We start from the raw sequence: 19,936 nt of genomic DNA, 5'->3' as shown, positions 1-19,936 counted from the left end.
CGGTGGCTGAGGTACGCGCGGAGATGGTGGCCAACGTCTGGAAGGTCGTCGCCTCGGAGGGTCAGACGGTCGCCGAGGGCGACACGCTGGTCATCCTCGAGTCGATGAAGATGGAGATCCCGGTGCTGGCCGAGGATGACGGCGTGCTCGTGCAGCTCAAGGTCAGCGAGGGTGACGTGATCCAGGAAGGCGACCTGATCGCCGTCATCGAGTAGCCGCTCGTAAGGAAGACCTCAGCGGGTGGCCCGGTCGAGGAACTTGGCGCGATCGACCACCACGCGCTCGATCGTGCCCCGGCCGACGACGGTCCGCTTGTCGCGGGCCTCGAAGCCGAAGACCAGCCGCTTGCCGTCGACCTCGGTGAGCTCGGCGGTGATCTCCACGTGTGTGCCCAGCGGGCTGGCGGCCAGATGCGCCAGCTCGACGCGGGTGCCGACGGTCGTCTCGCCGGGAGTGAGATGCGGACCAACCGCCTGGAGCGTCGCCATCTCGGCGACCGCGAGGAGCCGCGGAGTGGCGAGCACTGGGACGTCACCGCTGCCGATCTCTTGCGCTGTGTCCGACACCTCGACCATGAGGACCAGCTGGGCGCGGAGCCCAGGAGCGAGCGTCATGCCGCCAGCCTACTGCGATCATCACAATGGGCCCCTGTCAAGAGCCCTGATCTCCCGGAAACGCGGACAAGTGAGGTCAGAAGGCCGCAGGATAGAGTTTGTAGGGCTTACGGCATTCAAGTGGCACGTGGGACTCGTGAGTCGTACACTCTCGAAGTTCCGTGACCTCTGTGTTACCTCACCGCGACACAACTTCGCTTTGTTGAACCTTGGGGTGGGAGAGGTTATAGAGGTAGGGGGGTAACGGGGGAGTCATGGTAGCCCAAGGGACGACGCTGGCGGGGCGGTATCGCCTGGACACCCGCATTGGCGCCGGTGGCATGGGCGAGGTGTGGCGGGGCGAGGACATCGTGCTGGCGCGCACTGTCGCCGTCAAGGTGCTGCTGCCCGGCCGCATGGACGATCCCGGGTTCGTCGCGCGCTTCCAGGCCGAGGCCAGGGCGATGGCGACGATCAACCATTCAGGGGTCGTCGATGTCTACGACTACGGCGTGAGCGGCGACACCGTCTATTTGGTGATGAAGTTCGTCGACGGGGAGCCGCTCGACAGGCTGCTGATGCGGCTGGGCCGGATCCCGCCGCAGCCGGCGATGGAGCTGATCGCACAGGCGGCCTCGGCGCTGCAGGCGGTGCACGAACAGGGGATCGTGCACCGTGATGTGAAGCCGGGCAACCTGCTGGTCCAGCGTGACGGCACGCTCGTGCTGACCGACTTCGGCATCGCCCGCTCGGACGTGGCCAACCGGCTCACCGACGCGGGCATGGTGCTCGGCACCGCCGCCTACTGCGCGCCGGAGCAGGCCGAGGGCGCGCCGGTGACGCCCGCGGTCGACATCTACGCGCTGGGCGTGGTGGCCTACGAGTGCCTGGTGGGGCAGCGGCCGTTCGACGGCGAGAGCGCGGTCACGATCGCGCTCAAGCACATCCGTGAGGCGCCTCCGCCGCTGCCCGTCGACATCCCCCGGTCCGTGCGCACGCTCGTCGAGCGGGCCCTGTCGAAGGATCCGCTCGCCCGCTACCCGACGGCCAGGGCGATGAGCGAGACGGCACGCAAGATCGCGGCCGGCGAGACGCCCGCTCCCGAGCCGGCGCCGGTGACGGGTGCCACCATGGCCGCGCCGATGGAGGCGTATCAGACAGGATCTCGCCAGTCCGGGCCCCACCAGACGGGATCCCGTCAGGCGGGTCCGCACCAGACGGGGTCTTATCAGGCTGGTCCGCACCAGACAGGGTCCCGTCAGGCGGGTCCGCATCAGACAGGGCCCTACCAGGCTGCGCGGCAGGAGGCGCAGACGATGGCCGGGCCGCGGCAGAGCGGCCGTCGTGGCGCCGCCAAGGCGCCCCGCAGGGGCGGTCTGATCGCCGGGATCGCGGCCGCGGTCGTACTCGGGGCGGGCGCCGGTGCCGTCGCGCTGACGGGCATCAAGAACGAGGCCGAACCCGGGCCGACCACCAGCACGACCGACATGGCCAACTCCCTTCCCACCACCGACACACCCAGCCCGGCGACGTCGCGCCCCAAGCGCACGCCGAAGCCGAGGCAGACCCCGCAGGCATCGATCCCCACCAAGAGGACCGTGGAGCCGACGGAGAAAGAGACGCCGACCCCGGACCCGACGGAGAAGAAGACGCCGACCAAGTCCCCCAGCGGCTCGCCGACGCCGACGGTCACGAAGGTCGCGAAGAAGCAGGTCCCCAGCGTGGTCGAGCTGCCGTACGCGGAAGCCGTCCAGCGGATCAAGGCTCTGGGCTTCGACATCAGGGAGATCAACCAGACCACTACCGAGCAGGGCACCGCCTGCGGCCGGATCGGTCAGACCTTCCCCAACGGCGGCACGTGGCTAGAGGTGAACAAACCGGTCAAGATCGTCGTCATCGACGGCGGCCCCTGCCCGTCGGGCACGCCGACGCCGACGCCGTCGCTCGGGGCCAGGTAGTCAGATCCCCGTCGTGGTCCTGGGGTAGGCGACCTGGGGGTCGGTGGCGATGTTCACCATGTACGGCACGCCGGAGTCGAACGCGCGACGCAGCGCGGGCCCGATCTCCGACGGCCGGGTGACCAGCTCGCCGCCGCCGCCCAGCGCCGTCACCACCTGGTCGTAACGGCACTGCGGCTGCAGCTCGGCGGCCACGTCGTAGCCGTAGAGCATCTGCATCGGGTGCTTCTCCAGGCCCCAGATGCCGTTGTTGCCGCAGATCATGACCACCGGCAGGCCGTGGCGGACCAGCGAGTCGACGTCCATGAGCGAGAACCCGGCCGCCCCGTCGCCCAGCAGCAGCACCACCTGCGAGGACGGCCGGGCCAGGCGGGCCGCGATGGAGTAGCCGAGGCCGGTGCCGAGACAGCCGTAGGGGCCCGGGTCCAGCCAGTTGCCGGGCTGCTTGGGCTCGACGTACTTGCCCGCGTAGGAGACGAAGTCGCCGCCGTCGCCGATCACCACGGCGTCGTCGGCGAGCACCTTGCCGAGCTCGCCGTAGATGCGCATGGGGTGGATCGGGTCGGAGTCGGCCTCGAGCAGGCCGGCGTCGCCGGCGATCGCCGCGGCGGCGGCCTCCGACAGCTTCGACACCCAGCCGGAGTAGGCCGTGGGCTTCAGGCCGGCGTCGCCGCAGGCCGTACCGAGGCTCCAGAAGACCACGGAGAGGTCGCCGGCGGCGGACGCGGCCGGTTGCGTGTGCGTGGCGAGCTGGGACGGCGCGTCGGCGATGTGCACGACCTTGGCCGGCGGCGTGCCCTCCTTGCCGCCGAACCAGCCGTAGCCGAGCCGGAAGTCGAGCGGGGTGCCGATCACGACGACCAGGTCGGCCTCGGCGAAGGCGAGGCCGCGGGCGCGGGTGACGAGTAGTTCGTGGCCGGCGGGCAGGATGCCGCGGCCCTGGCCGTTGGGGATGACCGGCAGCCGCCAGTTCTCGGCGAAGTCGCGCGCGGCCTCCTCGGCCCGGTCCATCCACACGTCGGACCCGTAGACCAGCACCGGGCGCTCGGCCTCGGTGAGCAGCCTGGCGATGGTGGCCAGGGACTCGGGGTCGGGTTCGAGGGGGGACGGGCTCTGCGTCTCGACCGGGTGCACGGGCGACGGCGCGAACAGGTCGTCCATGTAGAAGTCGAGGAAGACCGGCCCGCGGTGCGGTGCGACGGCCGTGCGGAAGGCCGACTCGACATCCTGGCCGACGGAGTCGGCTCCGCTCGCGGTGAACGCCAGTTTGGTGATCGGCGCGAGCAGGGGCGGGTGGTCCATCTCCTGCAGGGCGCCGCTGCCCCAGCGCGAGCGCGGCGCCCGCCCGCCCATGACGACCACCGGAGAGCCGTTGAAGTGCGCGGTCGCGACGCCGCTGATCCCATTGGTGATGCCGGGCCCCGCCGTCAGAGCGGCCAGCCCAGGGGTTCTGGTCAGCCGGGCAGTGGCCTCCGCGGCGAACACGGCGCTCTGCTCGTGGCGCACGTCGAGGATCCGCATGCCCTCGTGCACGGCGCCGTCGTAGAGCGGGAAGACGTGCCCTCCCGACAGAGTGAACATGGTCTCGACACCGTAGGCCTTGGACACGGCGACGGCGGCGTCACCGGCGTGCTTCGCAGACTCCATGCCCGGGAACCTACCAACGAGTCACCAGAGTAAACAGATGTCAACGCTCGGGTCCCCGGACAGCCACGGCAGCTTCACCCGCAGCAGGGCATCACAAGAGCGTTCTGCGCCTGTATGTTGATCTTCCTTGGCGAGGTGGGGTCCTTCTTGACGTCGATCTCGGCCCGCTTGGCGCTCGCTGTCACGTCGTAGCCCAGGTCGGGGACCACCATGGCGACGTCCCCTGTGGTCCTGACGACCGCGCGGACCTTTGTCGGAGCGGTTTCGAAGGACAGATCGATGTGACCCGAGCCGGTCTCCGCGTCGGCCTCGCCGCCGATCAGCCCGATTCCCCTGACATCGCCGGAACCACTCCTGGCCCAGACCGTGCCCGAGGTCCCGTACACCCGGAGATCACCCGACTCGGAGGTCATCCGGACGTCGCCGAAGATACCGTTGACATCGAGGCCGCCATTGGCCGACTGCGCCTCGACGTCGGTCTCCTCCGGCACGAACAGCGTGTAGTCGGCCTGACAGATCGGCGCGTCCGGCTGGTCCATGCCGGGGCAGGACGCGTCGAGCCGCAGTGTCCGCTGCTCGTCCCAGTCCTCCTTGACGGTCGGCTTCTGCTTCGACCAGCGCAGCGAGCGTTCGAGAAACAGCTCGCCGGCCTCGCCGGGATGAATGCTGACATTCACGTTTCCGCGCGCCACGATCACCGTCAACCGCGACAGCTTGAACGGGATGCTCCTGCTGGTGGTCACTATCGGTGGCCGGGCGCGGGCGAACGCTCCCCAGAGCACGCCGCCGGCGATCAGCAGCGCGAACACGGTCGCCACGGCGCCCGCGCTCAGCCACAAGGCCCTCATGGCATGCTCCTGATCTTGAGGAACTGCAGGACGGCGAGGACCCGCCGGTGGTCGCCCTCGGCCGGGGACAGGTCGAGCTTGGTGAAGATGTTGCCGATGTGCTTGCCTACCGCCCCCTCGCTGAGCACGAGCTCCTGGCCGATGCCGGCGTTGGAGCGGCCTTCCGCCATCAGCTTGAGCACCTCGCCCTCCCTGGGCGTGAGCCGGTCCAGCGGGTCGCTGTGGCCGCGCAGCAGCAACTGGGCGACGACCTCAGGGTCCAGCGCGGTGCCGCCCGCCGCCACCCTGCGCAGCGCGTCGATGAAGTCGGTCACGTCGGCCACCCTGTCCTTGAGCAGGTAACCGACGCCACCGCTCGCCGAGGCGAGCAGCCGGGCCGCGTAGCGTTCCTCCACGTACTGCGAGAGGACCAGCACGGACATGCCGGGGTGCTCGCGGCGCAGCACGAGGGCCGCCCGCAGGCCCTCATCCGTGTGGGTGGGCGGCATACGCACGTCCGTGACCACCAGGTCGGGCAGGTGCTCCTCGGCGGCGCGTAGCAGGCTCTCAGCGTCGTCCACGGCCGCCACCACCCGCATGCCGGCCGCGTCGAGCAGCCGGACGAGCCCCTCGCGCAGGAGTACGGAGTCTTCCGCCAGCACTACTCGCACGGCAGGTCCACCTCGATCGTGGTCGGCCCGCCGAGCGGGCTGGACAGGCGGAGCGTCCCGTCGACCGAGTGGACCCGCTGGACCAGGCCGCGCAGCCCGGTGCCGCCGTCGAGCGTGGCGCCGCCGCAGCCGTCGTCGAAGATGAGCAGCGACAGCCGGTCGCGCTCGCGCAGCACGCTCACCTGGGCTCTGGTGGCCGCCGCGTGCTTGGCGATGTTGGTGAGTGCCTCTGACACGATGAAGAACGCCACCGCCTCGATGGTAGGAGAAGTGCGCAGGCCGATGTCGACGCGGAGCCGCACCGGGATGGGGGCGCGCGCAGCGATGCCGGAGAGCGCCGCGTCGAGCCCTTGGTCGTTGAGCACGGCCGGGTGCAGGCCGCGGACGAAGTCGCGCAGCTCTTTGAGCGCCTGTTTGGACTCCTCGTGCGCCCGCTCGATCGCCTCACGGGCGGGCTCGGGCAGGTCGGTCAGCGTGGCGCGGGCCAGCCCGAGGTTCATGGCCAGGGAGACCAGCCGCTGCTGGGCACCGTCGTGCAGGTCCCGCTCGATGCGCCGTCGTTCGGCGTCGGCCGCGTCGATCACCCCGGCGCGGCTCTCGGTCAGCGTCTCGATCCGCTGTCCCAGCTCATGGCGGCTGGGGCCGAGCAGCGTGCGCGCCACCGACAGGTCGAGGTGCGCCATCGCCCGGGCCAGGGTCGGGGCCACCAGCAGCAGGACGAACCCGAAGGCCATGTAGCCGGAGACCACGGCCGGATTCCGCAGGTTGAACCGGAACACCAGCGGCGGGTTCTGCAGCATCGGCTGCAGGAACGCCGTCAGCCCCACCACGGCCGCCCCCCACGCGAACGCGACCAGGACGGCCCCGGCCAGCCCCACCAACGGTGAGAGCACGTGGTAGCCGATCTGCCGCCAGGTGATGCGGTTGCGGTAGCTGATCGGTGAGCGCACCGGCGGGATCCGCACCCCGAGGAACGCCTCGAACCGGGAGCGCTGCACCCGGGTGAAATGCGGCAGGCCGCGGCGCATCAGGGGCGGCGCCGCGGCGCACACGATGGTCAGCCCGGCGAGGACCACGCCGACGGGCAGCCCGATCACGACGTGCGCCGTGTCGAGCCAGGCGCGTGCCGACCACGGGCGGGGGACTTTCATGCCACCAACGGTATTGACCTTTGGGGATGCGCGACATGGGCTTGGTGTGCGCCTGGGGGGTGGGGCTAACCCCACCCTCCTCACAGCGGCGGGACGGACCAGCCCTTCTCGCCGAACAGCGGGGCGTGCTCGGCGTTGATGAACAGCCGGTCCTCGGGGTTGGGGATGCGGAAGTAGCTCTGCGGATGCAGCAACTCCCTGGCGTTGTCCGACAGGTCGAGCACGTAGCGGTCAGGGGCCCGGCGCTGGGCCAGGAAGCGCAGCTCGAACGGCAGCACGGCGAGCGGGTTCGCGTGGTCCCAGAGGCCCAGCCCCGCCTCGCGGGCCCGCCGTACGGCCTGCCTGGCCCTGCCCAGCGCGCCGGCTTCGGCGACAGTCCTGGCGCTGCCCGGGGACGGCACGGCGTCGGCCAGCCGGCCTTCCTGGCGGACGAAGGGGTCGACGTTGGGCCAGATGAAGTACGGGATCACGTGCCCGGCCGCGAGCAGCCGCTCGTTGTAGGGGTCGGGGCGGGGCTTCTCGCGCTGGTCGCGGTTGACGTAGCAGAGGAGCCTGCCGTACCTGTCGAGGATCTCGTGCGCGAAGGCCAGCCTGATCTTGAACGTCTCGTCCGTGAGGGCCTGCTCGGTGATGTCGAGCTGGATCATGGTCTTGAGCGCCTGGGTGGCCGGGGCCGCGTGGGCGGCGTGGTTGGGCGCGGCCGACGGGCCCAGCCTGGCCAGCAGGTTGCTGTGCAGGGCCGTGCGGAGCGTGAGCTCCTGGTAGCCCTTCTCGAACGGGTCGGTGAGGAAGGTCGTCCAGGCGGGCTTGTCGATGGGGACGAAGCCCTTGGGGAAATCGGGGAAGTTCGGATTGCGGGGTAACTCGAAGCTGACCTCGGGAGCGTCGACACCGAGCAGGCGCACGCCGAAGTTGCCGTCGGCCGCGATGTTGATCGTGTCGCCGTCATGCACGATCTTGTCCACCGGCTGGGCCGCGCCCTTGGAGCGGGCGAGGAGAGCGTGGCCGACCGTGATGCCGGGAACGGGTTGTTCGATCGCCTTCACCATCAGCTCCAAACAACACCAATAGGTGATGAATTACCCGATTTGTACTATCACCTGCGACGGTCGCACCGCCGCTCCCATATGGCAAGCCTGGTTTTACGAGTGGCATGGCGGTTTCGCGCAGGAACTCACGCGATCGTCCTTGCGGTTAATGCGATGCGCCTGCGCCACTCGTGATCGGGCGGAATGTGACGAGGAGCATCAGGAGGGTCCCGGCGCTACACCATGCTCCGATGACGATCGAGGTGGGGAAGCGTTCGCTGAGGGCGCCGGTGATCAGGATGGCGGCGCCTTGGGCGATCTGGATGCCGCTGTTCATCGCGCCGAACGCCCGTGCCCGATATTCATGCGGAAGCACGCTGTTGAACAGCGCCTGAGCGGCGGGCAACAGTAGCGACATGACCACACCGGAGGCGGTGACCATGAGCAGCACGCCCACGAGCGGCGGGGCGAGCAGCGCGGGCACCAGGGTGAGAGGAGCCGCGAACGCCAGCGGACGTATCAGCCGGGTCCGGGTTCGCGAGCGCAACAGCCGTGTCAGGATCAGGCCGCCGATGACGACGCCGAGCGGATTCGCGGCCATGATGAGCCCCTGAGCCGAGCCGTCACCCCCGTCGAACTCGGCCGCCCAGGCCGCCGCCAGGCCCTCCGGAACGACGACGAAGGCGACTGTTCCGAAGCTGATGAATGCGATGATCCGCATCAGCGGGTCGCCGAAGACGACCCCGTATCCTTGCCAGGTCTCCCGCCACAGGCCGGTGCGGTGTGTGGCCGCGAGCGTCGCCGGCCGGGGTTTGACGTAACGGTGCAGCAGGAACGCCGACCCGACAAAGGTAGCGGCGTTCAGCAGCAGCGCGACATGCGGACTGTACCCGGCGACCGCCCCTCCGGCGGCGTACCCGGCGACCTGGGCCAGATTGAAGACGGTGTTGTTGAAGGCGACGCCGAGCGGGTACCGATCGCCGGTCAGGATCTGCGGGAGTTGCGCGGAACGGGCCGCCTCGAACGGCGGGGCGAACAACCCGCTGGCGAACAGCAGCAGCAGCAGGACCGCCACCGGCACACCGGGGATCGCGATCAGCCCGATGAGCGCCGCCCGCGCCAGATCGCAGAAGATCATCACCGTGCGCGAGGGATGCCGTTCGGCCACTGCCGCGAGCAAGGGCCCCGCGGTGAGCCACGGGAGATATCCCACGGCGAAGGCCGCCGCCGAGGCCAGTACTGATCCGGTGCGATCATATGCCAGCAGCGCCACCGCTGCCTTGCACAGATAGTCCCCGATCCAGGAAAGCACGCTCGCGGTGAATACCGCACGGTACTCCGCCAGAACGAAAAGATCCCGATAGCCCGCCGGCCGTCCCTCATCAGTCGCCGGACGACTCATCCATTCTCCGTGGTGTGCTCCATAAAAAGCGGCCGGCCCGAGGAGAGTCGCGGGCCGGCCGCTGTTTTCTCATCCGTGCTTAAGACCAGCTGCTGTCCTTGCGAGTCATCGGGCGCCTCCTTTCGGCACTACAGCATGCTGGCGGTCGGCGCCAACCGCTGTTTTTACGGACCTGCCCTTGCACGATTGACCGTGAAAGCGCACGAAACATTATTCACGGAGGCGCCACATACCCGCCATAATGGCGCTGAATAGACCGGCCCGTTTCCATGGGCGCATAGTCTCGAGACCTCAGTCTGAGGTGACGTGCCCGAATTCGGTGACCGTGGTATCGAGCCTTGTCCGTACGTGCTCTATTTCTGCGGTGCGGTTCTGGTCTTCATAGATCGCGAGCGCCCGGTTCCAGGCTCGGATGGCTTCGGCGGGCCGGCCGAGGGCGTGGTAGGCGTCGCCTACGCATAAGCAGGTCTCGGCCTCTTGGCGGGCATTGCCGTTCTCGCGCTGCAACATCAAGGCGTGGTGATAGAAGTCGAGAGCCTGGGCGTGATGACCGGTGTTGTGGGCGATATAGCCGAGGCTGTCGAGAGCCGCCGCCTCGCCTATCCGATCGCCATGCCGGCGGAGCAGGGCCAGGGCTCGCTCGCAATTCGCCCGGCCCTTGCCGAAATCGGTGAGCAGCGCTTGGTTCCAGCCCAGGGAATTGAGCGCGTTGGCTTCCGCCGCGTCGTCGTCGATGACCTTGTACAGTCGCAGCGCGTGTTCCAGATGGTGCAGCGCCTGTTCGTGATCATTTTGGTCGCACCAGGCTATCCCGAGTGAATGGCGTACATGCGCTTGGCTCGCGATGTCTCCGGATCGCTCGTACAAATCCAGGGCTTCGGCGAAGTGGGACAGAGATTCCGCGTGGCCCCCCGCCAGGGCGTGGGCGCGACCGAGCATCTGGTGGACCAAGGCGTGGACGGCCGAGTCTTGGAGTTGTTCGGCGGCGCTCGACGCCAGCCGCCATGTCGAGACGCAGTTCTGGAAGAGACTGTGCCGTAAGTGGAAGGTGTTGAGCGTCCAGGCCAGTTGCCATGCATGAGCGCGAAGATCATGCTTGATGGCCAGTTGCTGAGCGGCGAGCAGGCAGGGGTGCTCGGCTCTGAACCATGCCTGTGCCGACGCCGTGTCGGCCAAGGGAAGCGGGAGGTGACCTGGAGCCGGATCGAGCAGGTCGATGGCGCCGCGCCGGTGGGGGGCCAGCAGTCGGTCGGCCGCGTGCGAGGTCTGCAGGAAGAAGCCGACCAGGCGACGCACGGCGGCGTCACGGTCGTCCTCGCTCAGGTCGAGGACCGCTCGTTCCATGGCGTAGAGGCGGACGAGATCGTGCATCCGATAACGACCGGGGAGGTGTTGATGCAGCAGATGGGCGGTTTCCAGGGTGCGGAGCACAGCGCGGGTGTGCGGAACGGACCGGCCGATGAGGTTGGCGGCGGCCGGCAGGCTGATGTCCGGGCCGGTTGCCAGCCCCAGATGGGCGAAGGTCTCGGCTGCCTGAGGTGCCAGCACGTGATAGGAGGAGCCGAAAGCTTCCCGGAGGTCGGTGCTGAGCTCTTCGGTCTGTAGAGCGTCCAGTCGGGTGGTCTCCTCTTGGAGCTCTTCGGCCACAGCTGCGAGGGGAAGGTCGGCGTTGAAGATGGCTCGTGCGGCGACGATGCCCAGGGCGAGCGGCAGCCCGGCACATATCCTGATGATGTCGTCGACCGCCTCGGGCTCGGCCGCTATCCGCTCTTGACCCAGGCGGCGGTTCAGCAGCTCACCGGCCTGGGCGTCGGAGAGCGGCGCCAACCGCAGCAGATGGGCACCGTCCGCCGCGATGAGACCGGTGAGGGCGGTTCTGCCGGTCACCAGGGTGAGGCTCTCTGAGGGTGGGGGCAGCAGGGAGCGGACCTGATCCGGCTCTCGGGCGTTGTCCAGGAGGACGAGCACCCGCTTACCGGCCAGCAAGTTCCGATAGAGAGCGATCTGCTCTTCGAAGGTGGTGGGTATCGGGCTGTGTGGCGCCTGGAGGAATCCCAGCAGGATCCTCACCGCCTGGTCCGGTGGCATGGGCGTGGTGGCGGGACTGAACCCCTGGAGATCCACGTAAAGCTGACCATCGGGAAAGCGGTCGCGTACATTGTGGGCCCAGCGCACGGCGAGTGAGGTCTTTCCGACCCCACCTGTGCCGCTGATCACGCACGTCGTGGCCGTGTGCGGCTTTTCGCCGGCGAAGGAAACAAGCCCGTCCAGCGTGGCCAGCTCGGCTTCCCGGCCACTGAAGTATTCGACGTCCGAAGGAAGTTGGAACAGACGCTTCCACGGTGCGGGCTCGGTCGCAGGCATGGTGTCAGACAGGATAGCGGCCTGGAGCTGTCGCAGTTTCTCGCCGGGTTCGACGCCCAACTCCTCGACGAGCACCGACCGGGCATGCCGGAAGGCCTCGAGTGCTTTGTCACGCTGCCCCGCTCGTGAATGCGCGAGCATGAGCAACTGCCAGGCGCGCTCGCGCAGCGGCTGCTCGGCAACGAAAAGACGGAGGTCTTCTACCACCTCCGTCGGCAGGCCCAGGGCGAGCTTCGCCTCGGCCCAGTCCAGTCGCACTGCGGCCAGCCGCTCTTCCAACTCGGTCACGCGGGCGAGCATGGGGCCGGCGAGCTCCGTGTCTTCGGCTGGTTTTCCCTGCCACATCGACAGAGCTCTCTCGTACTGGCGGACGGCAGTGCGGAGGTGGCCCTCCCCAGCCTCGTCCCGCGCCAGCCGTACAGCCTGCTCGAACGTCAGGAGATCCACCTCTTCGGTGCGTGCCTCGAAGAGGTATCCCGCTTCCTTGGTGACAAGCCACGTGCCGGGCGGCAGCGCCTTTCGGAGTTGCGCGATATGGGTCTGAAGGTTGGCGACAGCCGAGAGAGGAGGGGTCTCCCACAGCGCCGCCACCAACCGTTCCCGGGAAACCAGCGTGTTGACGTTGAGAAGCAGGCTGGCGAGCACGGCTCGCTGCTTACCGCTCAGATGAGCCTGCCGACCGTCTGACCAGGACACCTGCACCGGGCCCAAGATTTTGAAAGTCGCATCAGCCAAGCCCTGCTCCTCGCTGGTGGCGCTCGTGGCGTATCCGTAGAGATCTGGGGCTGATTGTTCCCGGACATGATGTTGCTTGAGCCACGTTTGGGCATCTTCCCCGGCCTGGCGCAACGGCTGGCAGCAAGGCGCCGATCCACGATGACGGCAAAGCTCTGCGACTCGCCGGAAGCCGCCTGCTAGGAAGGGGTCACGGGCGGCGGAGGCGGGTGACGAACTTGTAGCGATCACCGCGATAGAGCGACTGCGCCCACTCGACCGGGTTCCCGTCGGCGTCGAAGGCGTGCCGGGTCAGGAGCAGCATCGGCAGGCCCACGTCCACGCCCAGGGCCTTGGCGTCGTACGGGGTGGCCAGGACGGTCTCGATGATCTCCTCGGCGTCGGTGAGCCGCACGTTGTAGGCGTTGTGCAGCGTTTCGTACAGCGACGCGTGCACCTCCAGCTCGCGCCGCAGCCGGGGGAAGCGGCGGGCCGACAGGTGGGTGGTGTCTATCGAGACCGGCTCTCCGTTGGCCAGGCGCAGGCGGTGGATGCGCAGGACGCGCCCGCCGGGGTTGATGGCCAGCCGCCGGGCGAGCGGCTCGTCGGCGGTGATGTAGCCGATCTCCAGGATCTTGGTGTCGGGCTCCAGGCCGGCCGTGCGCAGATCGCCGATGTACGACGTCAACTGCAGCACCTGCGCCACCTTCGGCTGGGCGACGAACGTGCCCTTGCCCTGGATGCGCAGCAGCCGCCCCTCGACGACCAGCTCGGTCAGCGCCTGACGGACCGTGGTGCGCGAGGTCTCGAAGCGTACGGCCAGCGTCCGCTCAGGAGGCAGCGCCGTACCGGCGGACAGGCTCTTGGTGAGCTCGAGCAGGCTCCGTTTCACGTCGTAGTACTTCGGTACGCGAGGGCCGTCGTCCGTCACGCTCTCACCTTCACTTCTGCCACGGCGGTGAGGGCGTGTCTGATCACCGCGAGATCATCGGAACTCAGATTGGCCCGAGCGGTCAACCACCGGCACGACACGGGTACGGGCTCGCTCGTCGTCAGACCGGGCTCGCCCGCCGTGATACATGCCGGTTCGGGCAGCTCAGGTTGATTGTGAAGGATATACACAGCGGCAGGCGTGGCCGCAACCGAGGCCGCAACCGAGGTCGGCCCAAAGATGAGCAACGTGTCGATCACCTCCGCAGCGCTCAGCACGGTCCCGCCCTGCGGGTCGGGTGAGCGGGACGGTGTGACGGTTATCACCATGTGAGATTCCCGAAAATCGCCGGTTGATCGCACGATGACACGCCCGTGTTCATCGGCGTTCGAGGTCCGCCGGGTAAGCCGGCGGCCGGCGCGGGGCGGGGCGCCGGTTTGGTTGTTCCGCGGGAAACCACGCATGATGCACTCGTGCCGACTCTCAGCGACCTCGTCGTCCGCCACACCGCTCTCGACGCGGCGGACCTCGACTGGCTGCACTCGCTGGTCTCCGACTGGCAGTTGCTGGCCGACCTGTCGTTCGCCGACCTCATCCTGTGGGCGCCGCTCCAGGGCGAGGGCGGCGGCTGGATCGCGATCGCGCAGATGCGCCCGACCACCGGGCCCACCGTCTACCACGACGACATTGTCGGCACCGTCGCGGCCAAGGGCGAGCGCTACCTGATCGACACAGCGTGGAACGAGCGGCGCATCTGCCGCGAGGGCGACCCCGACTGGTCGACGGGCGTGCCCGTCCGCGAGGAGACCATCCCCGTACGGCGGGCGGTCCCGGTCGGTGAGGCCCGCTTCCTCGCGGTGATCCAGCGCTCCACGAACCTGTCCTCGGCACGCACCCCCTCGCGCCTGGAGCTGACCTACCTGCAGAGCGCCTCCGACCTGGCCCAGATGGTGGCAGAGGGGCGCTTCCCGTTCTCCGGCGAGGAGCCGATCCTGGTGCGTTCCCCGCGGGTCGGTGACGGCCTGCTGCGGCTCGACCGGGCGGGCCGCGTCACGTACGCGTCGCCGAACGCCCTGTCGGCCTACCGGCGGCTCGGGCTGCACGCGGATCTGGTCGGGGCCGAGCTGGGCCGGGTGACCGCCACGCTCTGCTACTCCGACGAACCGATCAACGAGGACCTGATGATCGTGGCCAGCGGGCGGGCGGCCAAGGAGACCGAGGTCGAGTCCGGCGGGACGATCGTGCAGCTCCGGGCGATCCCGCTGATCGTCGGCGGTGGCCGCATCGGGGCGCTGGTGCTCATCCGCGACGTCACCGAGCTGCGCCGCCGCGAACGCGAGCTGATGACCAAGGACGCGACGATCCGCGAGATCCACCACCGGGTCAAGAACAACCTGCAGACGGTGGCGGCCCTGCTCCGGCTCCAGGCGCGGCGCCTGCGCGTGCCCGAAGGGCGGGAGGCGCTGGAGGAGGCGGTTCGGCGGGTCGGCTCGATCGCGATCGTGCACGAGACGCTCTCTCACGCGCCGGAGGAGTTCGTCGACTTCGACGACATCGCCGACCGCGTGATCGCGATGGCGGGCGAGGTGTCGGCGGCGGAGGCGGAGGTCACCCCGCGACGGATAGGCAGCTTCGGAACCCTCCCGTCGCTCATCGCCACCCCTCTGGCGATGGCCCTCACCGAGCTCCTGCAGAACGCCTTGCAACACGGCCGCCCCAAACACCTGCAAGTGGTTGTGGAACCGACTCCGGACAGGCTGCACGTGACCGTCTGGGACGACGGCCAGGGCCTGCCCGACGGCTTCGACCTGGACAACTCCACGAGCCTGGGCCTGCAGATCGTCCGCACGCTCGTGGTGGGCGAACTCTCGGGCAAGCTCGCGATCGCCCCTCGTCTGGAGGGCGGCACGGAAGTGACGCTCTCCATCCCGCTACCGGCCGCCTGACGGCGTGCCCTTGCCACGGGGCGCGCGTGTCGGCGGCCCGTCACGTGCGGGTTCCGCGGGCATATCCCTGGAGACCCCCAGCCGCGTACGGCGTGTGGGGCCGGCCTATGCCCGCCGTACGAGATCGGGTCGTCAGGCGGTTTCGTCAGGCGGAGGCGCGAGCGCGGGCACGGGCGCTGCGGCGCTTCAGGGCCCTGCGCTCGTCCTCGCTCAGGCCGCCCCAGACGCCGGCGTCCTGGCCGGACTCCAGAGCCCACTTCAGGCACAGATCGACCGCCGAACACGAGCGGCAGACCTGCTTGGCCTCGTCGATCTGCGAGAGAGCCGGGCCGGTGTTGCCGATCGGGAAGAACAGCTCGGGGTCGACGTCACGGCAGGCAGCTCTGTGGCGCCAGTCCATGCGTTCACTCCTTAGTAGATGGAACCTCAGGTTGGCTCCGTGCGGCTACTACTTTGTGAAGAGTTTCACTAACTCGCGCGAGCAACGACCCGGATCCTGTACGGGACCGGGATTGCTCACCGTACGCCGGAGCGGACCGGTAAAGCTTGTTAAAGGTCCTACGTTCCGACGTCAAAGTTGAGCCTGTCAGCCACGGAGAGTGCACGCAAGGGGGTTGGTGGGAAGTTTTGGCTGGGATGGATGTCGGATGCGTCACACAATGACCGAATGTAACCAGCTAGACCAGAACTTGTAACGCGTTCGGGATAGATCGGAATGTTACCGATTCCCGTTCTCCCAGGTAGTCGCCGTCCAGTTGGAAGGCCACCGGGCGGTCCGCGGTGAGCGTGAACTCGGACTCGTCGTGCAGTTGGACGAGGTGCCGGCCCGACGGAAGGGTGTCACGCTCCGTGAGGATCTGCCGGATGATGGGGAGCATCGAGATCAGGCTCATCCGCTGGAGCCCCAGCAGGTCGAGCCCGGTTTCGAAGCCGGCCCAAGGCGTGGGGCTGACCGGCCGGGTGCCGATGTAGGTCCACGGCGAGGTGTTGGAGATGATCGCCATATAGACGCCTCTGGCGGTGGGGATGCCGGGGCCGGTCAGCGTCATCGCCGGGTGGTGCTTGTCGGTGGCGAGGTAGTGGCGCAACGCGGTGTTCACATAACGCGTCGGCGTCGCCTTCCTGCCCGAGCCGCGGAGCCCCTCGACCGCCCGGACGACTTCGGCGTCGTACCCCATCCCCGAGCAGAAGGTGAAATATCGGCTCTCGTCGTCCCACAGGGCCTGCCCCAACCCCACGGTCCTGCGGCGGCCGTCGCGCAGCGCCTCCAGCACCGCGCCCGTGGCCTCGACCGGGTCGTTCGGCAGGCCCAGGGCGCGGGCGAACACGTTCGCGCTGCCCCCCGGAATGACGAGGAGCGCGGGCCGCCCGGCGCTGGGATCGTCCAGGTGCGCGGGGTCGTCGCCGTTGACGGCGTTGAGCAGGCCGTTCACTGCCTCGTTGATCGTCCCGTCGCCGCCGAGCACCGCCACCACGTCGTAGCCCTTGGCGCGGGCGGTGCCGGCCAGCGTCGCCGCGTGCCCCCGGTATCGGGTCTGCTCCACGGTCAGCTCGACGGTGGCGCCGAGCGCGCGGATCAGCACGTCGCGCCGGCGGGCATTCGTGGTCGTGGCCTTGGGGTTGACCAGGAGCATCGCGCGCATGTCGTTCAGCGTAGCCGGTGTCCGATATCTGGCTTATCGGCTATTAGTCGGAATCTGGGGGCGGCGCGGGGCCCCGATAGGGTTTGGGGCGTGAACCGACCTTGGACGCTTCTCGTCGCCGCGCTTGTCGTCGCCCTGGAGGGCCTGGTGGCGCTCGGTCTCGGCCTCTATGTCGGGGTGGAGACGCTGACCGGCTCGGCGGAGGACCTCACCAGCGCGCTGGCCGAGGCGGTGTTCGGGGTGCTGATCGGCGCCGGACTGCTCTGGGTGGCCTGGGGCGGCCTGTTCAAGATGGAGCGATGGGGGAGATCGCCCAGCGTGCTGGCCCAGATCTTCGTGCTCCCTGTCGCGATCACGCTCGTCCAGTCGGACGAGCCGCTCTATGGGATCCCGTTGATCGTGGTGGCCGTCGCCGGCCTCGGCACGTTGCTCGCGCCCCCCACCACCCACGCCCTGTACGGCGAGGACTCTCAGCAGGGTTGATCGTCCAGAGGTCAGTCGTCCGCAGTCAGGCCCTCGCGTAGTTGGGCCAGCGTGCGGGCGAGCAGCCGTGACACGTGCATCTGCGAGATGCCCAGCTCGGTGGCGATCTGCGACTGGGTCATGTTGCCGAAGAACCGCAGCAGCAGGATGCGCTTCTCACGGGGCGGCAGCCGTTCGAGCAGTGGCTTGAGCGACTCGCGGTATTCGACGCCTTCGAGCGACTCGTCCACGATGCCCAGCGAGTCGGACACGGCGGGCGCGTCGTCGTCGCCGGAGTCCGGCGCGTCGAGGGACACGGTGGAGTAGGCGTTGGCCGACTCCAGGCCCTCGAGCACCTCCTCCTCGGTCATCTTCAAGTAGGCGGCCAGCTCCGCGACGGTCGGCGCCCGGCCCTCGCGCTGCGACAGCTCGCTGATCGCCTTGGTCAGCGACAGCTTGAGCTCCTGCAGGCGGCGCGGCACGCGCACCGCCCAGCCCTTGTCACGGAAGTGGCGCTTGATCTCGCCGACGATCGTGGGCGTGGCGTAGGTGGAGAACTCCACGCCGCGGTTGAGGTCGAAGCGGTCGATCGACTTGATCAGCCCGATGGTGGCGACCTGCGTGAGGTCGTCGAGCCACTCGCCGCGGTTGCGGAAGCGGCGGGCCAGGTATTCGACCAGAGGAAGGTGAAGCTCGACCAGCTCGTCCCTGATGCGCTGCCGACGCGGCTCATCGGGACCCAGCTCGGCCAGCTCGGCGAAGAGGATGCGGGCGCGCACCCTGTCGGGCACGGCGTGGTCGCTGGTGGCCATGGCTCCAGTCCTTTCCGTCACGCCGGCCTCGCCGTGCCTCGGCGCTTACGCAGGACGATCGCCATGCGATCGGGAGAGTCGATCACCGCTTCCACATCGTCTGCCAGGGCGGTCAGTACCATCCAGGCGAAGTCGTCCCTCTTGGGCGCGGAGCTGCCGACCGTCGCCACTTCGACTCTGACCTGCATCTCCTGTCCGGTCAGCTCGAATTCGGCGGTCAAGTCGGTCCCGGGCACGGCCTCGCTCAGCAGCATCGCGCACGCTTCGTCGACCGCGATCCGCAGATCCTCGATCTCGTCCAGCGTGAAGTCGAGCCGTGCAGCCAGCCCGGCGGTGGCCGTACGCAGCACGGACAGGTAGGCACTCGCGGCGGGGAGCCTGATGCTCACCACGTCACGGATGCCGGCCACGCCCTCAGCCCGCGTCTCGGTTTCCTCGGTCACGTTCCTCCTCGCGTTATGACGCTGACTGCAACTTACCGCCCCTGAGAGGTGCTTGGCGGATTCAGACTCGCCATGGACGGAAAAGGCTCTGCGCGGAAGGTCGCCGCACAGAGCCTTTGCACCGATTTAGGCGGCCTTGGTCTCCCAGAAGATCTTCGAGATCTCGTCAATCTTGCCGAGCAGGTCCTCGGCCTTGGTCACCTCGACCGTGCCCTTGCCACCCGCCGCGCCGGCCAGCTTCGTGGCCTCCCAGAAGAGCTGGTGGAGCTGCGGGTACTGCTCGAGGTGCGGGGGCTTGAAGTAGTCGGTCCAGAGCACCCAGAGGTGGTGCTTGACGAGCTCGGCCCGCTCCTCCTTGATGGAGAGCGCGCGGGCGCGGAAGATCGGGTCCTCGTTGGCCGCGTACTTCTCCATGATCGCCTTGACCGACTCCGCCTCGATCCGGGCCTGAGCGGGGTCGTACACCCCACAGGGCAGGTCGCAGTGCGCGGAAGCGACATGCTTGGGTCGTAGCAGTCGTGCGAGCATCAGAAAGTCCTTCCTTGATGCTGAATCAGCTTGGTCCACCTACCGACCTTACTCGGGTCCAAACACCCGCGGAGGAGAGGGTCACAGCCCATGAGAGTGCGTGTCGAAGGCGATTCGATGCGTCCCGCTCTGGTCGATGGAGACTGGCTTCTCGTACGCCGAGGCGCCGCGGTCCATCCCGGCGACCTCGTCGTGGCGCGGCTCCCCGGCGAGCCCGATCGGCTGATCGTCAAGCGGGCCCAATGGCATGGCGATGGGGGCTGGTGGCTGGAGAGCGACAACCAGCGGGCCAGTGGGCGCCGCGACAGCTGGGACTTCGGCCCGGTGAACGAGATCGTGGGCCGGGTGGTGCTGCGCTACTGGCCGCTCCTGCGGCGGGCGCGGTAGGCAGCCACGTTGGCCCTGCTGGCGCACCGGGCGGAGCAGTAGCGGCGCGAGCGGTTGGAGGAGGTGTCGAGGAAGGCCCGCAGGCACCGCGGCTCCTGGCACCGGCCGAGCCGATCGGCGCCCAGCTCGGCGACGACCGCGGCCAGGCCCATGACGGCGCCGGCGGCGGCGTCATCGGCGCCGTCGGCGCTCACAGCTAAATGGAGGTGCCAGCGCTGCCCGTCGTGGCCCGACAGCTGCGGGCGCACCGGATGGTGGACGAGCAGCGCGTTCAGCCGCGCCACGACGGCTTCCTCGCCGCCGGTCCCGTCGAAGACGGCCGCCAGCTCGTCGCGCAGCCCTATGAGCTCGGGTGGCGGGTGCGGATCGTTGACCAACCGGACCGCCCACTCGGCGTAAGAGGTGAGGTCCATGCCGGAGTATTACACG

Annotated in this window: 21 protein-coding genes; 5 read left to right on the top strand and 16 right to left on the bottom strand. The window is 68.6% G+C overall.

The genetic code is table 11. The features are described 5' to 3' along the window. Nucleotides 1-2: 2 nt before the first annotated feature. A complete protein-coding gene (locus KLK06_RS36465; RefSeq protein WP_214640164.1) occupies nucleotides 3-215 on the top strand; it encodes a biotin/lipoyl-binding carrier protein in 213 nt (70 codons plus the stop codon). 18 nt (nucleotides 216-233) lie between these two features. On the opposite strand, the gene KLK06_RS36460 is transcribed toward KLK06_RS36465, so the two are convergent. After that, entirely contained in the window at nucleotides 234-614 is a 381-nt protein-coding gene (locus KLK06_RS36460; protein WP_250906547.1) for a thioesterase family protein, read from the bottom strand. A gap of 254 nt (nucleotides 615-868) precedes the next feature. Here KLK06_RS36460 and KLK06_RS36455 point away from each other — a divergent pair, with 254 nt between their 5' ends. Then, a complete protein-coding gene (locus KLK06_RS36455; RefSeq protein ID WP_214640163.1) occupies nucleotides 869-2,551 on the top strand; it encodes a serine/threonine protein kinase in 1,683 nt (560 codons plus the stop codon). On the opposite strand, the gene KLK06_RS36450 is transcribed toward KLK06_RS36455, so the two are convergent. From KLK06_RS36450 to KLK06_RS36410, 9 genes are all read right to left on the bottom strand, one after another. Next, nucleotides 2,552-4,198, bottom strand: a complete 1,647-nt coding sequence (locus tag KLK06_RS36450) for an acetolactate synthase (protein ID WP_214640162.1) — start codon at nucleotides 4,196-4,198, stop codon at nucleotides 2,552-2,554. It lies immediately after the preceding gene. 74 nt (nucleotides 4,199-4,272) lie between these two features. Further along, nucleotides 4,273-5,046, bottom strand: coding sequence for a DUF4097 family beta strand repeat-containing protein (locus KLK06_RS36445; protein ID WP_214640161.1), 774 nt, complete (start codon nucleotides 5,044-5,046; stop codon nucleotides 4,273-4,275). Beyond that, nucleotides 5,043-5,696: a response regulator transcription factor gene (locus tag KLK06_RS36440; protein ID WP_214640160.1), complete on the bottom strand. Its 654-nt coding sequence runs from the start codon at nucleotides 5,694-5,696 to the stop codon at nucleotides 5,043-5,045. Before KLK06_RS36440 ends, KLK06_RS36445 begins: the two co-directional genes overlap by 4 nt. Then, complete coding sequence (locus KLK06_RS36435; protein ID WP_214640159.1) at nucleotides 5,687-6,847, bottom strand: sensor histidine kinase; 1,161 nt, start codon at nucleotides 6,845-6,847, stop codon at nucleotides 5,687-5,689. The genes KLK06_RS36440 and KLK06_RS36435 overlap by 10 nt, the downstream gene beginning before the upstream one ends. Nucleotides 6,848-6,927: 80 nt before the next feature. After that, nucleotides 6,928-7,896, bottom strand: a complete 969-nt coding sequence (locus KLK06_RS36430; RefSeq protein WP_214640158.1) for a hypothetical protein — start codon at nucleotides 7,894-7,896, stop codon at nucleotides 6,928-6,930. Nucleotides 7,897-8,041: 145 nt separating this feature from the next. Continuing rightward, entirely contained in the window at nucleotides 8,042-9,187 is a 1,146-nt protein-coding gene (locus KLK06_RS36425; protein WP_214640157.1) for an MFS transporter, read from the bottom strand. A gap of 381 nt (nucleotides 9,188-9,568) precedes the next feature. Beyond that, nucleotides 9,569-12,376: a BTAD domain-containing putative transcriptional regulator gene (locus tag KLK06_RS36420; RefSeq protein WP_214640156.1), complete on the bottom strand. Its 2,808-nt coding sequence runs from the start codon at nucleotides 12,374-12,376 to the stop codon at nucleotides 9,569-9,571. Nucleotides 12,377-12,566: 190 nt separating this feature from the next. Further along, nucleotides 12,567-13,286, bottom strand: a complete 720-nt coding sequence (locus KLK06_RS36415; protein WP_214640155.1) for a GntR family transcriptional regulator — start codon at nucleotides 13,284-13,286, stop codon at nucleotides 12,567-12,569. After that, nucleotides 13,283-13,750 (bottom strand): hypothetical protein, encoded by a 468-nt coding sequence (locus KLK06_RS36410; protein ID WP_214640154.1) that lies wholly within the window; start codon nucleotides 13,748-13,750, stop codon nucleotides 13,283-13,285. Before KLK06_RS36410 ends, KLK06_RS36415 begins: the two co-directional genes overlap by 4 nt. A 9-nt stretch (nucleotides 13,751-13,759) precedes the next feature. Between KLK06_RS36410 and KLK06_RS36405 the strand changes: the two genes are divergently transcribed. Further along, nucleotides 13,760-15,232 (top strand): PAS domain-containing sensor histidine kinase, encoded by a 1,473-nt coding sequence (locus KLK06_RS36405; protein WP_214640153.1) that lies wholly within the window; start codon nucleotides 13,760-13,762, stop codon nucleotides 15,230-15,232. A 145-nt stretch (nucleotides 15,233-15,377) separates the two neighbouring features. On the opposite strand, the gene KLK06_RS36400 is transcribed toward KLK06_RS36405, so the two are convergent. Beyond that, entirely contained in the window at nucleotides 15,378-15,632 is a 255-nt protein-coding gene (locus KLK06_RS36400; RefSeq protein ID WP_214640152.1) for a WhiB family transcriptional regulator, read from the bottom strand. 277 nt (nucleotides 15,633-15,909) lie between these two features. After that, nucleotides 15,910-16,875, bottom strand: coding sequence for a diacylglycerol kinase family protein (locus tag KLK06_RS36395; protein WP_214640151.1), 966 nt, complete (start codon nucleotides 16,873-16,875; stop codon nucleotides 15,910-15,912). A gap of 90 nt (nucleotides 16,876-16,965) precedes the next feature. On the opposite strand from KLK06_RS36395, the gene KLK06_RS36390 reads away from it, so the two are divergent. Next, nucleotides 16,966-17,358 (top strand): hypothetical protein, encoded by a 393-nt coding sequence (locus tag KLK06_RS36390; protein WP_214640150.1) that lies wholly within the window; start codon nucleotides 16,966-16,968, stop codon nucleotides 17,356-17,358. Between the two features lie 11 nt (nucleotides 17,359-17,369). Here the strand turns inward: KLK06_RS36390 and KLK06_RS36385 are convergent, their stop codons facing one another. The 3 genes from KLK06_RS36385 to sodN all read right to left on the bottom strand — a co-directional run bounded on the left by KLK06_RS36385 (nucleotide 17,370) and on the right by sodN (nucleotide 19,120). Then, a complete protein-coding gene (locus KLK06_RS36385) occupies nucleotides 17,370-18,149 on the bottom strand; it encodes an RNA polymerase sigma factor SigF (RefSeq protein ID WP_214640149.1) in 780 nt (259 codons plus the stop codon). Between the two features lie 17 nt (nucleotides 18,150-18,166). After that, nucleotides 18,167-18,592: an anti-sigma factor gene (locus KLK06_RS36380; RefSeq protein ID WP_214640148.1), complete on the bottom strand. Its 426-nt coding sequence runs from the start codon at nucleotides 18,590-18,592 to the stop codon at nucleotides 18,167-18,169. Between the two features lie 126 nt (nucleotides 18,593-18,718). Further along, nucleotides 18,719-19,120 carry a superoxide dismutase, Ni gene (gene sodN, locus KLK06_RS36375; protein ID WP_214640147.1) on the bottom strand — a complete coding sequence of 134 codons (402 nt, stop codon included), beginning with the start codon at nucleotides 19,118-19,120 and terminating at the stop codon, nucleotides 18,719-18,721. 90 nt (nucleotides 19,121-19,210) lie between these two features. On the opposite strand from sodN, the gene KLK06_RS36370 reads away from it, so the two are divergent. Beyond that, entirely contained in the window at nucleotides 19,211-19,507 is a 297-nt protein-coding gene (locus tag KLK06_RS36370) for a S24 family peptidase (protein ID WP_214640146.1), read from the top strand. Here the strand turns inward: KLK06_RS36370 and KLK06_RS36365 are convergent. Further along, nucleotides 19,477-19,920, bottom strand: coding sequence for a CGNR zinc finger domain-containing protein (locus tag KLK06_RS36365; RefSeq protein WP_214640145.1), 444 nt, complete (start codon nucleotides 19,918-19,920; stop codon nucleotides 19,477-19,479). The genes KLK06_RS36370 and KLK06_RS36365 overlap by 31 nt on opposite strands. Between the last annotated feature and the right edge of the window lie 16 nt (nucleotides 19,921-19,936).

It is taken from the genome of Nonomuraea sp. NEAU-A123 (assembly GCF_018603905.1).
GTDB lineage: Bacteria > Actinomycetota > Actinomycetes > Streptosporangiales > Streptosporangiaceae > Nonomuraea.
This window is presented reverse-complemented; position numbering and strand designations above follow the sequence as displayed.

Coding starts and splice junctions, on each gene's coding strand:
- sodN (WP_214640147.1), bottom strand. CDS start 19,120: ATGCTCGCACGACTGCTACGACCCAAGCATGTCGCTTCCGCGCACTGC.
- KLK06_RS36410 (WP_214640154.1), bottom strand. CDS start 13,750: ATGCGTGGTTTCCCGCGGAACAACCAAACCGGCGCCCCGCCCCGCGCC.
- KLK06_RS36445 (WP_214640161.1), bottom strand. CDS start 5,046: ATGAGGGCCTTGTGGCTGAGCGCGGGCGCCGTGGCGACCGTGTTCGCG.
- KLK06_RS36385 (WP_214640149.1), bottom strand. CDS start 18,149: ATGGCCACCAGCGACCACGCCGTGCCCGACAGGGTGCGCGCCCGCATC.
- KLK06_RS36400 (WP_214640152.1), bottom strand. CDS start 15,632: ATGGACTGGCGCCACAGAGCTGCCTGCCGTGACGTCGACCCCGAGCTG.
- KLK06_RS36450 (WP_214640162.1), bottom strand. CDS start 4,198: ATGGAGTCTGCGAAGCACGCCGGTGACGCCGCCGTCGCCGTGTCCAAG.
- KLK06_RS36430 (WP_214640158.1), bottom strand. CDS start 7,896: ATGGTGAAGGCGATCGAACAACCCGTTCCCGGCATCACGGTCGGCCAC.
- KLK06_RS36460 (WP_250906547.1), bottom strand. CDS start 614: ATGACGCTCGCTCCTGGGCTCCGCGCCCAGCTGGTCCTCATGGTCGAG.
- KLK06_RS36370 (WP_214640146.1), top strand. CDS start 19,211: ATGAGAGTGCGTGTCGAAGGCGATTCGATGCGTCCCGCTCTGGTCGAT.
- KLK06_RS36435 (WP_214640159.1), bottom strand. CDS start 6,847: ATGAAAGTCCCCCGCCCGTGGTCGGCACGCGCCTGGCTCGACACGGCG.
- KLK06_RS36455 (WP_214640163.1), top strand. CDS start 869: ATGGTAGCCCAAGGGACGACGCTGGCGGGGCGGTATCGCCTGGACACC.
- KLK06_RS36365 (WP_214640145.1), bottom strand. CDS start 19,920: ATGGACCTCACCTCTTACGCCGAGTGGGCGGTCCGGTTGGTCAACGAT.
- KLK06_RS36395 (WP_214640151.1), bottom strand. CDS start 16,875: ATGCGCGCGATGCTCCTGGTCAACCCCAAGGCCACGACCACGAATGCC.